The sequence below is a fragment of the Streptomyces sp. NBC_00091 genome (assembly GCF_026343185.1).
Lineage (GTDB): Bacteria > Actinomycetota > Actinomycetes > Streptomycetales > Streptomycetaceae > Streptomyces.
The window spans coordinates 4134936-4148977 of record NZ_JAPEMA010000001.1; the positions used below are offsets into that span (position 1 = coordinate 4134936).

The following is a 14042-nucleotide window of genomic DNA, read 5'->3' on the forward strand; positions in this document are numbered from 1 at the left end:
CTCCCCAGTCCGAAGCGCCGCGTCGTCGCGGGGAGCGGCAGGGGCGGCTTGACAGCCATACAGCGTACGCCCGGCGCCGGTCCGCCGGAGCCCCGGCCTACTCCCCGGCGGTGAGTTCCCGCTCCAGCACCGTCACCAGCCGGGCACCTGGCCGGCCCGCGCGGGCCTGGTCCAGCCGCAGCCGGGCGCTGCGGCCCGCCAGAGCCAGCGTCATCAGCTGGTTCCCGAACCACGGTCCGCCCGTACGCCGCCAGCTCAGCGGCGGCCGGCCCGTCCGGCCGTGGCGCGAGAAGCCGCGCCCCAGCCACCGGCCCAGCCGCGACCAGCCCAGCCGGAACCCCCACTTCACCGCCGCGTGGATGGAGTTGTGCACCGGGGAACAGGTCAGCTGGAACACCCGGGCCGTGCTCGGTATTCGGGGCTCGGCCACATACGCGTGGTGGACGTCTCCTGACAGTACGCAGACCGTCGCCGGGGCCTTCGGGCCCGTCCCCACCTCCTCGATCAGGTCGCTCAGCGCGGCGAACGACGGCGGGAACGCCGCCCAGTGCTCGAGATCGCTGCGCCGCCGCAGGTCCTCCCCGATGCGCGCCCACCGCGCCCCGCGCTCCCCCCGGCACAGCGCGGCATTCCACACCTCCGCGTCATGGATCAGCGGCGGCATCAGCCACGGCAGCGAGGACCCGATCAGCAGGTGGTCGTAACCCCCGTGCCCCTCCAGCGCGTTCTCCCGGAGCCAGCGCTGCTCCGCGGGGTCGAGCATGGCGCGGCCGTCCTCGGCCAGTACCCGCGCCGCCCGGGTGTCCACCATCAGCAGCCGCGACCGGCCGAAGTCCCGCCGGTAACTCCAGCGCACCGAGGCCGGATCGGCATCCGCCGAGGCCGCGAAGGCGCGCAGCGCGTCGGTGCCGTCCGGGGTGGACCGTACGGCCGCGTAGAGCGCGTCCGCCGCGAGTTCGGCGGGGGAGAGGTTGCCCAGGTGCTGGTGGACCCAGTACGACATCAGCCCGCTGAGCACCCGCTCCCGCCACCACGGGGTGGCCCGCATCCCGGCCACCCAGGCCGCGCTGGTGTTCCAGTCGTCGATGACGTCGTGGTCGTCGAATATGTGCAGGCTGGGGACGGTCGACAGGAGCCAGCGGATCTCGGGGTCGAGCCAGGACTCGTAGTACAGACGGGTGTACTCCTCGTAGTCCGCCACCTGGGCGCCCGGCGCCTCCCGCAGGTCCCGGCGGGCCGCGAGCCACTTGCGGGTGTCGTGCGACAGCTGGTCGGCGTAGACCTGGTCGCCGAGCAGCAGCAGGACGTCCGGCCGGAGCTCCTCCGGGTCCTGGGCGAGCCGCGCGGCGAGGGTGTCGAGGGCGTCGGCGCCGTGCGGCCCGCGCCGGCCGGCGGGCGGGGCGGCCTGCCGGCAGGAACCGAAGGTGACGCGCAGCCCGGGCGCGGGCGCCCCGGGGCCGCCCCCCACCGCCGGGGTGCTGATCGTGCTCGGCGGGAAGCCGCCGCCGGCCGCCGCCGGCCAGACGAGGACCCCGTCGAGCAGCACCTCGTAGGCCGTGGTGGTGCCCGGGGTCAGGCCGGTGACCGGCACCAGCGCGTAGTGGTGGCCGGCGATCTGGAAGGTGCGGACGCTGCCGCCCGCCCCGTCGGCGCACCGCACCTCGGCCGTGCACGGGCGGTCCGCCTCGACCCATATCGTGGCGGAGCCGCCCGTGTCCCAGTCGACGTAGCGCAGCAGCGGTCCGAGCCGCAGTCCGGCCATCCAACTCCCCCTCCTCGGCAGCCCTTTCGATCACGGTACGGGGCGAGGAGGGGCCTGGCCTCCCCCTGGCGGGGGATAGCGGGGGTGAAAACCCCCGGACGGAACTCCGGGTCAGCAGCCGTTCAGGACGTTCACCAGGGCCGTCTTCTCCCCGGAGTCCATGCGCAGGCCCCAGTACTGCTTCACCTGGACCCACATCCGGGCGTAGGTGCAGCGGTACGCGGTCCGCGGCGGCAGCCACTTGCCGGGGTCGAGGTCGCCCTTGGCCTGGTTGACGTTGTCGGTGACCGCGATGAGCTGCGGCCGGGTGAGGTCGTTGGCGAACTGCTGGCGCTTGGTGGTGGTCCAGGAGTTGGCGCCCGAGCGCCAGGCCTCGGCGAGCGGGACCATGTGGTCGATGTCGATGTCCGAGGCGGCGGTCCAGGTGGCGCCGTCGTACTCCGAGTACCAGCTGCCGCTCACGGAGGCGCAGGAGGAGTCGGTCACGACGTTCACGCCGTCCCGCTTGAGGACCGTCTCGCGGGTGTTGCAGGTCCCGGAGACCGTGCTCCAGTGCGGGAACTGCGAGCGGCTGTAGCCGGTGAGGGAACCTTCCGCCGCGGGGGTGACCGTGGCCAGGTAGGAGCGGGCCTCGGCCGCGCTGATGGGGGTGGGAGGGGAGGCCAGGGCGGCCGGAGCGTTGACGAGCGAGGTGAGGGAGGCGAGGGCGACGGCGGACGCGAGGACGCCCGCGCGGCCGATGCGACGCGCGTAGACGGAGGGCGTGCGGGGGGATATGAGGGCCATGAGGGGCTCCCTGGTGCGGGGGGTGGTGGCCGTGCGAACCCCGGCGGGGCGCGGCCATGGTGGCGGCGCCAGATGTCGTCGGGACGGGCGCCAGGTGACAGATTGCCGACATGGGCACGTCACATCAAGACAATCAATGGCCCACGCTCAAGGGGAAGTTGAGATTCCGGCACCCGGGGTCGGGCCACAGTGGGGCCAAGCTCACATACCGGGCACCCTCGGCCTGTCAGTGCCGTCGCGTACCCTGGACGGAGCAGAAGGGGAGTAGCTCTTCGCCGGACCGTCGACATACTGCTGGGTCACCCCAGCCGGCGCCCGGAGGCAGGCCGCGTCAGCGGTCGGCCAGCGAGACCTTCGGCCGCAGTGCCCTGTCCATGTGACGTGGCGCGCGCGACGCATCGTGCGTGGCGTGTGACGCGTTCACGCACACCAGGGCGCCGCTGAGCCGAAGCGACCCCTGACACACCCCAGGTCTCTCGGTTCCGATGGCGTCCTGCCCGACCGATAGAGGTTCCACCCCGTGTTCAGCTTCAGCGTCCTGGCGATCGCCTTCGGCGTCGTCTTCCTCGCCGAACTCCCCGACAAGACGGCCCTCGCGGGCCTGATGCTCGGCACCCGCTACCGCGCCTCCTACGTCTTCGTGGGCGTCGCCGCCGCCTTCGCCGTGCACGTCGCGCTCGCCATCGCCGCGGGCAGCGTGCTCACGCTCCTCCCGCACCGGCTCGTCCAGGCCGTCGTGGGCCTGCTCTTCCTCGCGGGCGCGGCCATGCTGCTCCTGAAGAAGAACGACGAGGACGAGGAGGTCAAGCCGCCCGCCGACCAGTCCTTCTGGAAGGTCTCGGGGGCCGGTTTCATGCTGATCCTGGTGGCAGAGTTCGGCGATCTGACCCAGATCATGACCGCCAACCTCGCGGCGCGGTACGACAATCCGCTCTCCGTCGGCCTCGGAGCGGTGCTGGCGCTCTGGGCGGTCGCGGGCATCGGCATCCTGGGCGGCCGGACCCTCATGAAGTACGTGCCGCTGCGGCTCATCACCAAGATCGCGGCAGGTGTCATGGCGGCGCTCGCCGGGTTCTCGCTCTACGAGGCGATCGCGGGCTGAGCCGGCTGAGCCGGATGAGCCGGCCGTGGGGGCCGTGGGGGCCGTGGGGGGCGAGGGGGCCGGCGCCGGGTGCTCCGGAAATCCCCTTGCGGGGCACCGGCCCGCGGGGCACGCTCGCGGGCGTGACCACACCTCCCCCGGCGCCCGCGGCCGACCAGCGTTTCGGCTGGTCCAACATGTTCGTCCACCCCGACCAGGACGCCCGCTCCGACGGCGGCTTCCGGGGCGAACGGGCCCTCCTCGCCGGCTACCTGCGCGACCAGCGCCTCACGCTGGAGCTGAAGTGTGCAGGCCTCGACGCCGAGGCGATGGCCCGCCGGTCGGTGGAGCCCTCGGACCTCTCGCTCCTGGGCCTCGTACGCCATCTCGCGGGCGTGGAGCAGAAGTGGTTCCGGGGTGTCATGGCGGGCGAGGAGGTACGCCGCCCGTACCGCTCGCCGGGGGAGCCCGACGGGGAGTTCACCGGCGCGGTGGCCGACCCGGCGGTGGTCGCCGGGGCGTGGGCCACCTGGCGGGCGGAGGTCGCCTTCGCGGAGCGGCTCGTCGAGGCGGCCCCCGACCTGGGTGTCACCGGGGACAACGGGGGCGAGGCGGTGGAGTTGCGCGAGGTGCTGGTGCACATGATCGAGGAGTACGCCCGGCACAACGGCCACGCCGATCTCCTGCGGGAGCGCATCGACGGGCGCGTGGGGCAGTAGCGGAGCGTGGGGCGCGGGCGCCGACGCCCGATGTCCCCGGGCGCCTCGATGGCGCGGGTCCGGGGGCGCCTCCCCGGCAGTGGCCGGGGGAGCGGGGTCAGGAAGAGGCGGGCGGGGTCACGGTGAGGCGGAGCGTGCCGTCCTCGGCGGGTTCCACGCGGACCGAGGTCAGGTCGGGGACGTGGACCGTCGGGCCGTGGGCGGCGGCGCGGGGGCCTATGCCGATCACGCGCATGCCGGCCGCGAGGCCCGCGGCGATACCGGCCCCGGAGTCCTCGAAGACCAGACAGTCGGCCGGATCCACACCCAGCTCGGCGGCGCCCTTGAGGAAGCCCTCGGGGTCGGGCTTGCTGGCCCCGACCGACTCGGCGGTGACCCGCACGTGCGGCATCGGGAGCGCGGCGGCCGTCATCCGGACCGCGGCCAGGGCGGCGTCGGCCGAGGTGACCAGGGCGTGCGGCAGGCCGGCGAGCGACGCCATGAACTCCGGGGCACCCGCGACGGGGACCACGCCGTCCGTGTCCGCGGTCTCGCGGGCCAGCATCACGGCGTTCTCCGCGTAATTGAGCTCCATCGGGCGTTCGGGCAGCAGGATGGCCATCGTGGCGTAGCCCTGGCGGCCGTGGACCACCTTCAGGGCCTCCTGCGGGTCCAGCCCGTGCGACACCGCCCACTCGCGCCAGCAGCGCTCGACCACCGCGTCGGAGTTGACGATGGTGCCGTCCATGTCCAGGAGCAGTGCCCTGGCGGTGAGAACGGTGGGGGCGGTGGTGGTGCTGGCCGGCATCGGCGGGGCTCCAGACGGGCGGCAAAAGAGAACAAGCGGTTCCGTCCACCGGTCAGGGGGTGTGGACGGAACCACTTTGTTTCTTCACGATACAAAACCCGGGGCGGTCCGCGCCACCGTCGGCCGAGTGACTTATCCCTCCAAGGCGCGTCGGGTCGCCGGACCGTAGACGCCGAACTCGTCGTCGTAGACCTCGTACTCCAGCTGGAAGTCCGCCACCGCCCGCTCCACGCCGCGGCCGTACCGGCCGTCGAACCTGCCCCGGTACAGGCCCTGCTCCGCCAGCAGCCGCTGGAGCTTCTCCACCTCGGGACCCGAGTCGCCGGAGCGCAGCGTCGTCGGCTTCGCCGACTGCGGAGGGGGAGTGGGGCTGGGGGCGCGGCTCGTGGAGGCGGTCGGAGAGGGGGACGCCGAGCGGGAGGTGCTCGGGGAGGCGGAGGGGGACGCCGAGCGGGACGTACTCGCCGACGGGGACGGCGAGGCCGACGCGGAGGCGCTCGCCGACGGGCCGGTCGGCGCCTCCGAGGGGCCGACCGGGGCCAGGTCGCTGACGGGCGCCGAGGGCTTGGGGTCCACCAGTGCGGCATCGCCCTTCTCGGAGCCCGTGAACATCACCAGGGCCAGTGCCACCACGCCGACCGCCACCACCGCACCGGCCCCTGCCAGCAGTGGCAGCCGCCGGGAACGCTTGGCGGGGCTCTCGTCGGGCCACTGCGGGGAGACCGCCCGGAGCTGCACCGTCTGCTCCGCCGGCGGTACGGGCACGGGTGCGGCTACGGATATCCCGTACGCCGGGGTGCCCGCGTCCACCGCCTGCGCGGGCGCTTGCGCTTGCGGGGGTGCGGCCGGGACGGGTGGCAGCAGGCTGGTCGGGGCCTCGTCGCCCCCGACACCCTGCCCGGACGGGTACGGCTCCGCCGCCTCCGGGGCGGCACCGGACCAGCCCGGCTGGGCGGTCGGGCCGCCGGGCGAGCCTGCGAAGCCGTCCGGCTGGGCTGCGGCAACGCCGTGCAGGGCCGAGAGACCGTCGGCCGAGGCCGAAGAAGGGCCCGGCGGGATCGTCGAGACGCCGAACGGGTCAGCGAAGCCCGTCGGGGCGCCGGCCAGGTCGGACGGGACACCCGGCGGGGCTGCGGGACCAGCGGGCGGGGCTACCGGAATGCCGTGCTGGTCCGCGAGCGGGTCGGGCGGGGCTGCCGGAATGCCGTGCTGGGCAGCGGGGACGCCCGGCTGGGCTGCGGCATCGCCCGGCGAGACGCCGGGCTGCGCCGCCGGGATGTCCGGCCAGCCCGCAACCGCTCCAAGCAGCGGGTCCGTCGGCACGCCCGCCTGGGCCGCGGACGCCTCGGCCGGCGCCGCCGGGATACCGGGCGGCCCCCCGAGAACACCCGGCTGGGCTGCCGGATCGCCGGGCGGGGCGGAGAACGCCTCGGGCTCGGCTGTGTGGATGCCCGGCTGGGCCGCGAAGAGGCCGGGCTGGTCAGTCGGGGTGCCGGGCTGGGCCGGGAAAGGGCCCGGCTGGGCCGGTGCGGTGCCGGGTGGGAACGGCGGCATGTGCGGGTGGGGGCCCGGGGCGGGTGGGAAGGGGTCGTCCGGGTGGGGGCCGGGCTGGGGTGTGGAGGGGCCCGGCGGGGGGCCGGCCAGGGCGCCGGGTGGGGTTGAGGGGAAGGGGGTGCCGTGGTCCGTGCCCGGCTGGGCCACCGCACCCAGGACCGGCTGGGGCGACGGCGGGGGCGGTACCGCCCGGTCGGCCTCGGGCATCGCCATGTACGGGCGAATGCGCAGCGGGTTGAACCCCACGTTCCGCCCGCACTCGCAGTCGACCCCGACGGCACCGCAATCCGGACAGCGCTCAGCGCTCACTGGTTTCCCCTCCCCTGGACACTGCCAGCGATTATGCAGACCCCTTCGGCCCCACCCAACCCGCCCAAGAGGCCATAACCGGACACACCGCTCAGGATGGAGTTGTTGATCCGGCCTGAGGAGGAGCCGATGGCACAGGATGTGACCGCGTCGGCCGTTGACCCGGGGCCCGGCGCCGAGCACGCCTCGCGCGAGGTGCTCGTCTCGATCGGAGCCCTGCTGCTGGGCCTGCTGATCTCCGCGCTCGACCAGACCATCGTCTCCACCGCCCTGCCCACCATCGTCAGCGACCTCGGCGGCATGGAGCACCTGTCCTGGGTGGTCACCGCCTACATGCTGGCCGCCACCGCCGCCACACCCCTGTGGGGCAAGCTCGGCGACCAGTACGGGCGCAAGAAGCTCTTCCAGTACGCCATCGTCATCTTCCTGATCGGCTCCGCCCTCTGCGGCCTCGCCCAGGACATGCCCCAGCTCATCGGCTACCGCGCCCTGCAGGGCCTGGGCGGCGGCGGGCTGATGGTGCTGTCGATGGCGATCGTCGGCGACATCGTCCCGCCCCGCGAGCGCGGCAAGTACCAGGGCCTCTTCGGCGCCGTCTTCGGCGCGACCAGTGTGCTCGGGCCCCTGCTGGGCGGCCTGTTCGTGGACCACCTCTCCTGGCGCTGGGTCTTCTACATCAACCTCCCCATCGGTCTCGTCGCGCTGGTCGTCATCGCCGCCGCCCTGCACATTCCGGCCCGGTCCTCCCGGCACACCATCGACTACCTCGGCACCTTCCTCATCGCCTCCGTCGCCACCTGCCTCGTCCTCGTCGCCTCTCTCGGCGGCACCTGGGGCTGGGGCTCGGCCCGGATCATCGGGCTGGCCGTCCTCGGAGCCGTCCTCCTCGCGGCCTTCCTCCTCGTCGAGCGGCGGGCCGCCGAACCCGTTCTGCCGCTGGGCCTCTTCCGCATCCGCACCTTCACCCTCTGCTCGGTGATCAGCTTCGTCATCGGCTTCGCGATGTTCGGCGCGATGGTCTACCTCCCGACCTTCCTCCAGGTCGTGCGGGGCGTCTCGCCGACCATGTCGGGCGTCCACATGCTGCCGATGGTGCTCGGCCTGCTGATCGCCTCCACCGTCTCGGGGCAGATCGTCAGCCGCACCGGCCGCTGGAAGGTCTTCCCCATCGTGGGGACCGCCGTCACCGCCGTCGGACTCCTGCTCCTGCACCAGCTGGAGCGCACCAGCTCCGACTGGGAGACGAGCGTCTACTTCTTCGTCTTCGGCGCCGGCCTCGGCCTGGTCATGCAGGTGCTCGTCCTGGTGGTGCAGAACGCGGTCAGCTACGCCGACCTCGGGGTCGCCACCTCCGGCGCCACCTTCTTCCGCTCCATCGGCGCCTCCTTCGGCGTCGCCATCTTCGGCACGATCTTCACCAACCGGCTCGGCGACAAACTGTCCGCCACCCTCGCCGGGGTCCCGCTGCCGCCCGACGCGACCGTCGCACGGCTGGAGGCCGACCCCCGGGCCATCGGCGAACTCCCGGCCGAGCTGCGCCCCCGGGTGCTGGACGCCTACTCCACCGCCATCACCGACGTCTTCCTCTACGCGGTACCCATGGTCCTGCTCGCCTTCCTGATCTCCTGGTTCCTCAAGGAGGACAAGCTCCGTGGCTCCGTCACCGCACCCGACGTGACGGAGACCCTCGCCTCCAACCCGGTCCACCGCTCCTCGCACGAAGAGGTCGCCCGCGCGCTGTCCGTACTCGGCACCCGCGAGGGCCGCCGCCACGTCTACGAGAAGATCACCGAGAAGGCGGGCTACGACCTGCTCCCCGCCGCCAGCTGGCTACTGCTGCGGATCAACAAGTACGGCTCCGCCGAGCCGGCGATGCTCGCGGAACGCACCGCCATCCCCATCAAGGCCATCACGGACGCCGCCCGCCAGGTCGAGGAGCGCGGGCTCGCCTCCCGGGAAGGGCTCCCGCTCGTCCTGACCGACCGGGGCAGGGTGGTCGCGGCCCGGCTGGCGGCGGCCCGCCAGGAGTCCCTGGCCGAGCTGCTCGGCGACTGGTGGGGCCCCGAGCGCCCCACCGACCTCGTCAAGCTGGTCGAGGAACTCAACCGGGAGCTCTGCGGATCCGACGCCGAGGAGCCCTACGACACCCTGCCGCGCCGGGACCACTCCGCCCGCTAGCCGACAGCTCCGGCCAGGGGCTTCTCGAACCAGTGCTGCGCGTACGGCCCGGAGTTGTACGCCGGTATCTCCCGGTACCCGTGGCGCGCGTACAGGGCGCGGGCCTCGACCAGGTCCGTCCGGGTGTCCAGGCGGATCCGCGTGGCACCCAGCCCGCGAGCGGCCTCCTCCAGGGCGGTGAGCAGGGCCGCCCCGCCGCCGGTGCCCCGGGCGCGCGGGTCGACGTAGATCCTGGTGAGCTCGGCGGTGGCCGGGTCGAGCAGGCGTATGCCCCCGCAGGCCCGTGGCCGTCCGTCGAGCCGGCCGACGACGAACTGGCCCGTCGGCGGGACGAGCCCGTCGGCCGGATCGTCCAGCATTCCCTGGTCGATCTCGGCCTCGGTCACCGACCGCTCCCAGTACCGCCCGGCGACCTCCGCGTAGTAGGCGCGGCGCAGGGCCGTGGCGTCAGGGGTGGTGAAGGGCTCCGGCGTGACCTCCCACCTGGAGCCCATGGCGGGTCCGCCGACCCCCGTGCTGCCTGCCGTCATGTCCGTCGTGGTGATCGAATTCGTGTCCATGGCGTCATTGTGGAGTGCTTCCCGCGCCTCCCGCGTGGAATATCCACAGACACGGGCCGATGATGATGAAAGGTGTAAATCGCACAAACGGAGGGTGTGAACGGTCATGTCGGAGCATCCGGACTGTGCCCTGATCCGCCGCGGCTACGAGGCCTTCGGCAAGGGCGACCTGGAGACCTTGGGCACGCTGATGACGGCCGACGTCATTCACCACGTGCCCGGCAACAGCGTGCTCTCGGGCCACCACAAGGGCCGCGAAGCCGTCCTCGACCTCTACCGCCGCCTCGGCGAGGAGACCCAGGGCACCTTCCAGGTCCACCTGGAACGGGTCATGGTGGACGGCCGCGGCCACGCGATATCCGTCCACCTCGCCCAGGGCGACCGGGGCGACCGGGGCATCGAGATCCACGAGGGAGTCTTCTTCACCATCGTCGGCGGCAAGATCACCGACATCGACCAGTGCACCCAGGACATCGACGAGAGCGACGCCTTCTGGGGCTGAGGGGGCTGAGGGGGCTCAGATCCGAGGGGGCCCGGGCCGACGCGCGCCCCGGGCCCCCTCGCACCCACCGTCGGACCTCAGGCGTCCTTCTTCGGCGCCGCCTGCTGCACGACCTCGAACGACCACACCTGCGACCCCGAAGCCGCCGGCTTCGGCCGCTCACCGGCGCCGCCGCCGGCGCCGCCACCGCCCTGGTGCGCCGCCTTCATCGGACCCTCCATCCACGCCTGGAAGTCCTCCTCCGACCGCCACCGGGTGTACACGAGGTACTGGTCCGTGCCCTCGACCGGCCGCAGCAGCTCGAACCACTCGAACCCGTCAGAACCCTCCACCGCGCCCGCCCTCGAGGCGAACCGCTGCTCCAGCAGCTCCCGCTGCTCAGCCGGCACGGTCAGCGCGTTGATCTTTACGATGCTAGGCACATGGCACCTCTCAGGAAACACAGGCCGGGCACTGCACCTAGCCTTGATCACGTGCGTGCAGTCTCCTATATCCGCCAGTCAAAGCGTCGTGAGGACGACTCCCAGGCCTCACCGATGGCGCAGCGCGACCGGTGCGCTTCACTCATCAGCTCGAAGGGATGGAGCGACGCGGGCCACTTCGAGGACGTCGGCAAGTCCGGATGGGACCCGAGCATCCACCGCCCGGGGTTCGAGGAGATGATGACGGCCGTGCGCGGCGGGCACGTGGACGCCGTGGTCGTCTTCTCGCTGTCCCGTCTCACCCGTCGTGGCGCGCTGGAAGCCATGCGGATCATCGAGGAGCTGGAATCGCACGGCGTGCGGCTGGTCAGCGTGGAGGAGCCCTACCTCGACACGTCCACCCCGGTCGGCGTCGGCATCCTCGCCATCATCGCGGGCCTGGCGCAGCAGGAATCCGACATGAAGTCGGCCTACGTCTCCGCGACCAAGGACACGCTCCGGCGGGCCGGTAGCCACGTCTCCGGCGTCGCCCCGTACGGCTTCACGACGGAGCGGGGGACCAGCGGGAAGCTGTCCGTCATCCGGCTCGTCCCGGACCCCGTGGAGGCCCCGTACGTCCGCGACATGGCGAAGTGGGCGGCCGATGGGCTGTCCGCCTCGCTGATCGCCAAGCGGCTCAATGAAGATGGCGTGCCCACCAAGGTCGAGACCCTGGGAGAGGCGGGCATAAAGCGGCTCGCAGCGAGGCGTGCTCGGGCGGTCTCGGAAGCCGTGGACCGCCCGGCCTGGGTGTCCTCGACCGTGCTGCGGATCCTTCGGGACCCGCGCCTCGCCGGGTACGCCATCGAGTGGCAGGGGCGTGTCCTGCCGTCCAAGGACGCCGACGGGAACCCAGTCCCGGGCAAGGCCGGTAAGCGCGTCATACTCCGCGACGAAGACGGGCAGCCCGTCCAGACGCATGAGGCGCTGATCCCCAATGAGGAGTGGTGGCAGCTCCAGGACGTGTTGGACGGCCGGACTCGGACCGTGGTGCGCGCCGGCCGACGGGTTCCCACGCTCCTCGCCGGCCACGGGCTGCTGTTCTGCGATGTGTGCGGATCGGTCATGGTCTCCGACCGGAGGGTCGGGAAGCTCTATTACAAGTGCAACCGGGCCGGGGGAGTCGTGGCCGGGCACGGTGGTCTCGTCATCGACCAGGAAGCGACGGACCACGCAGTGGCCGGGCGGGTGTGGGCCCGTCTCACCACCATGGATCCGGACGACCCGGACGACCTCGAGTGGCTGGCCGAAGCCTCGCGCCGCTTCGCCCGACAGCGCGATACGTCGCAGCGGGATGCGGAGCGGGCGGCCGTGCGTGCCGAGCTGGAGCACGTACGAGAGTCCCGGCGCATCCTGCACATGGACCGCCTTGCCGGTGTGTACGGCGACAAGACCGGCACCCAGATGTTCACGGAGTCCATGGCGCGGCTGACGGCCCACGAGGAGCGGACGGCCGAACGCCTCGCGCAGCTGGATGCGATGGAAGGCCGGTTCATCCAGATCCCCAGCGAATGGACAGGCGTGGACGGAGACCCCATAGGAGAGGGCTCCAACTGGGCGGGCTGGGATCTCAAGAAGCGGCGGGAGTTCCTGACGCTGTTCATCGACTCGGTGAGGATCGCCAAGTCGGTAGGCCGGGGGCGCAATGCGAACACTCCGGCTCGGGTGATCGTGCGTTGGTCCGAGTCGCCGGATACGAGCGATTGAGGCGCGCCTCGTAGTCAGGACGGCCTGCTGCCGGGATGCTTCAGTGGCAGGCCGTTCTGTGTCTGGCCGGGGGATCTTAGCGAGCGACACCAGCGCGTAGAGCGTGACGCTGTGACGTTGGGAGCCCTCTTTCTGGTATCTCCTTATTTTTTATTGCGAATTGAGAGACAGCTCTTTGAGCGTCACTTCGTCACACCCTCGCTTCGGCCGGGCCGACGCGGACGACGTGCATGTGCTGCGCTGCGAATGCCTTCGGCTCAACTGGGTTCGGGCCGCGCTAGCGGGTCGTCCACCAGGTTGCGGCCGCTCCGAGTGCCGTCGTGATGAGTCCGACAACCCATCCGGGGATGCGCTGGACGATTAAGTGCAGTCCCCCGACGCGGAGTTCGAGCGCGGGGCGGGTCTCGGTCTTGGGCATTGCTACCTCTCGTGTGCTGGTGCCCTGGAGCGTAGGCAGGGGTGCTGTATCTGCGGCAGGGGGGTCAAGCCCTGAACTCCGCCAAAGCGGCCAAAGATCATTTCCGTGGTTGCAGAACCAAGTCTTGGCGTGCAGGGCCTGGGCCGCGTGGTGGGTCCGCTGCGCGTACAGCTCAGCACATCATGGGTGGGAGATGGAAACCCTCGCGATAAACGCCACCATTCGCCTCCCTTTGGAATGAACTTCCCCACCCTCGACTGTGCTAGGCAACTCGGGCTGGCGGCGCATCCGGCCAGGGGGCACTCCCCTTCTCTCTTGCAGGAGAGCAGCAGGGGGGGGCGAATCTCTCTGATGGCGAATCTGGGTAGTTCGGTGGGCCGGATGTTGCGCTGAGTGACGCCGGTTCGACGTATCAGAAACGATGGTTTGTGAGACGGCCGGAAAGAGGCGCTCAGTCCCCGCGAATTGTGTTCCAGAACCCGTCTCAGAACTTCTCGAAATCCCTTGAGATTTTGAGACGGGTTCTGCGACGATCGGCGCATGACGACGACCGCAGGGCACCTGATCGGATACGCCCGAGTCTCCACTGACGACCAGGAAGCGCAGTTGCAGCAGGATGCGCTGACGGTGGCCGGCTGTGCCCGGATCTTCACGGACAAGGCGAGCGGCAAGAACACGGACCGCCCGGAGCTGACGGCCGCTCTGGACTACCTGCGCCCCGGCGACACCCTGTGCGTCTGGAAGCTGGACCGGTTCGCACGGTCTCTGATCGACCTTGTGACACTCGTGGACTCGCTCGCTGCCCGTGGGATCGGCTTCAAGGTGCTGACGGGAGCGCTGGCGAGCATCGACCCGAACACCCCGGACGGGCGGCTCATGCTTCAGGTGGTGGGCGCCATGGCGGAGTTCGAGCGGAGCCTGATCAAGGACCGGACCCGCGCCGGACTGGACGCTGCCAGGGCGCAGGGGCGTACGGGGGGACGCCCAGCCGTCATGGACGCGGACAAGCTCGCTGCGGCCAAAGCCCGCCGCGCCAAGGGTGAGAGCGTCACAGTCATCGCCAAGGCGCTCGGAGTCTCTCGCGCGACGCTGTACCGGGCGCTGGGTGGCGCGGCCTGAGGGTGTCGGCCAGGCGCGTGCGGTGGTTCGGTGATTCTTGGGCTTTTTCTGTATGCATATAGAAACCTATAAGGAAAACCAGAAATGCCTTAGAACCAC

Annotated in this window: 12 protein-coding genes; 6 read left to right on the forward strand and 6 right to left on the reverse strand. The window is 71.5% G+C overall.

All coding sequences use genetic code 11. The features are described from left to right. Nucleotides 1-97 precede the first annotated feature (97 nt). A complete protein-coding gene (locus OOK34_RS19070; protein WP_267035060.1) occupies nt 98-1762 on the reverse strand; it encodes an alkaline phosphatase D family protein in 1665 nt (554 codons plus the stop codon). A gap of 111 nt (nt 1763-1873) precedes the next feature. After that, complete coding sequence (locus OOK34_RS19075; RefSeq protein WP_267035061.1) at nt 1874-2548, reverse strand: HNH endonuclease family protein; 675 nt, start codon at nt 2546-2548, stop codon at nt 1874-1876. 520 nt (nt 2549-3068) lie between these two features. On the opposite strand from OOK34_RS19075, the gene OOK34_RS19080 reads away from it, so the two are divergent. Together OOK34_RS19080 and OOK34_RS19085 are read left to right on the forward strand one after the other, a co-directional pair. Next, nucleotides 3069-3650, forward strand: coding sequence for a TMEM165/GDT1 family protein (locus OOK34_RS19080; RefSeq protein WP_267035062.1), 582 nt, complete (start codon nt 3069-3071; stop codon nt 3648-3650). 176 nt (nt 3651-3826) lie between these two features. Beyond that, complete coding sequence (locus OOK34_RS19085) at nt 3827-4348, forward strand: DinB family protein (RefSeq protein WP_267036815.1); 522 nt, start codon at nt 3827-3829, stop codon at nt 4346-4348. 97 nt (nt 4349-4445) lie between these two features. Here the strand turns inward: OOK34_RS19085 and OOK34_RS19090 are convergent, their stop codons facing one another. After that, nucleotides 4446-5135 (reverse strand): HAD-IA family hydrolase, encoded by a 690-nt coding sequence (locus OOK34_RS19090; protein WP_267035063.1) that lies wholly within the window; start codon nt 5133-5135, stop codon nt 4446-4448. Nucleotides 5136-5267: 132 nt separating this feature from the next. Then, on the reverse strand, nt 5268-6998 hold the full coding sequence (locus OOK34_RS19095) for a peptidoglycan-binding protein (RefSeq protein WP_267035064.1): 1731 nt from the start codon (nt 6996-6998) through the stop codon (nt 5268-5270). A gap of 96 nt (nt 6999-7094) precedes the next feature. On the opposite strand from OOK34_RS19095, the gene OOK34_RS19100 reads away from it, so the two are divergent. After that, nucleotides 7095-9176 (forward strand): MDR family MFS transporter, encoded by a 2082-nt coding sequence (locus OOK34_RS19100; protein WP_267035065.1) that lies wholly within the window; start codon nt 7095-7097, stop codon nt 9174-9176. Here OOK34_RS19100 and OOK34_RS19105 read toward each other — a convergent pair. Continuing rightward, nucleotides 9173-9670 (reverse strand): GNAT family N-acetyltransferase, encoded by a 498-nt coding sequence (locus tag OOK34_RS19105; RefSeq protein ID WP_267036816.1) that lies wholly within the window; start codon nt 9668-9670, stop codon nt 9173-9175. The two genes, OOK34_RS19100 and OOK34_RS19105, sit on opposite strands and share 4 nt — an antisense overlap. 172 nt (nt 9671-9842) lie before the next feature. Here OOK34_RS19105 and OOK34_RS19110 point away from each other — a divergent pair, with 172 nt between their 5' ends. After that, the gene (locus tag OOK34_RS19110) at nt 9843-10238 is read left to right on the forward strand and encodes a nuclear transport factor 2 family protein (protein ID WP_267035066.1); all 396 of its coding nucleotides are present in this window, start codon (nt 9843-9845) and stop codon (nt 10236-10238) included. A gap of 77 nt (nt 10239-10315) precedes the next feature. Here the strand turns inward: OOK34_RS19110 and OOK34_RS19115 are convergent, their stop codons facing one another. Beyond that, nucleotides 10316-10660, reverse strand: coding sequence for an antibiotic biosynthesis monooxygenase (locus OOK34_RS19115; protein ID WP_267035067.1), 345 nt, complete (start codon nt 10658-10660; stop codon nt 10316-10318). On the opposite strand from OOK34_RS19115, the gene OOK34_RS19120 reads away from it, so the two are divergent. After that, the gene (locus OOK34_RS19120; RefSeq protein ID WP_267035068.1) at nt 10661-12406 is read left to right on the forward strand and encodes a recombinase family protein; all 1746 of its coding nucleotides are present in this window, start codon (nt 10661-10663) and stop codon (nt 12404-12406) included. A gap of 958 nt (nt 12407-13364) precedes the next feature. Continuing rightward, nucleotides 13365-13943 (forward strand): recombinase family protein, encoded by a 579-nt coding sequence (locus OOK34_RS19125; protein ID WP_267035069.1) that lies wholly within the window; start codon nt 13365-13367, stop codon nt 13941-13943. Nucleotides 13944-14042 lie beyond the last annotated feature (99 nt).

Coding starts and splice junctions, on each gene's coding strand:
- OOK34_RS19070 (WP_267035060.1), bottom strand. CDS start 1,762: ATGGCCGGACTGCGGCTCGGACCGCTGCTGCGCTACGTCGACTGGGAC.
- OOK34_RS19075 (WP_267035061.1), bottom strand. CDS start 2,548: ATGGCCCTCATATCCCCCCGCACGCCCTCCGTCTACGCGCGTCGCATC.
- OOK34_RS19085 (WP_267036815.1), top strand. CDS start 3,827: ATGTTCGTCCACCCCGACCAGGACGCCCGCTCCGACGGCGGCTTCCGG.
- OOK34_RS19090 (WP_267035063.1), bottom strand. CDS start 5,135: ATGCCGGCCAGCACCACCACCGCCCCCACCGTTCTCACCGCCAGGGCA.
- OOK34_RS19100 (WP_267035065.1), top strand. CDS start 7,095: ATGGAGTTGTTGATCCGGCCTGAGGAGGAGCCGATGGCACAGGATGTG.
- OOK34_RS19105 (WP_267036816.1), bottom strand. CDS start 9,670: ATGGGCTCCAGGTGGGAGGTCACGCCGGAGCCCTTCACCACCCCTGAC.
- OOK34_RS19110 (WP_267035066.1), top strand. CDS start 9,843: ATGTCGGAGCATCCGGACTGTGCCCTGATCCGCCGCGGCTACGAGGCC.
- OOK34_RS19120 (WP_267035068.1), top strand. CDS start 10,661: ATGGCACCTCTCAGGAAACACAGGCCGGGCACTGCACCTAGCCTTGAT.
- OOK34_RS19125 (WP_267035069.1), top strand. CDS start 13,365: ATGACGACGACCGCAGGGCACCTGATCGGATACGCCCGAGTCTCCACT.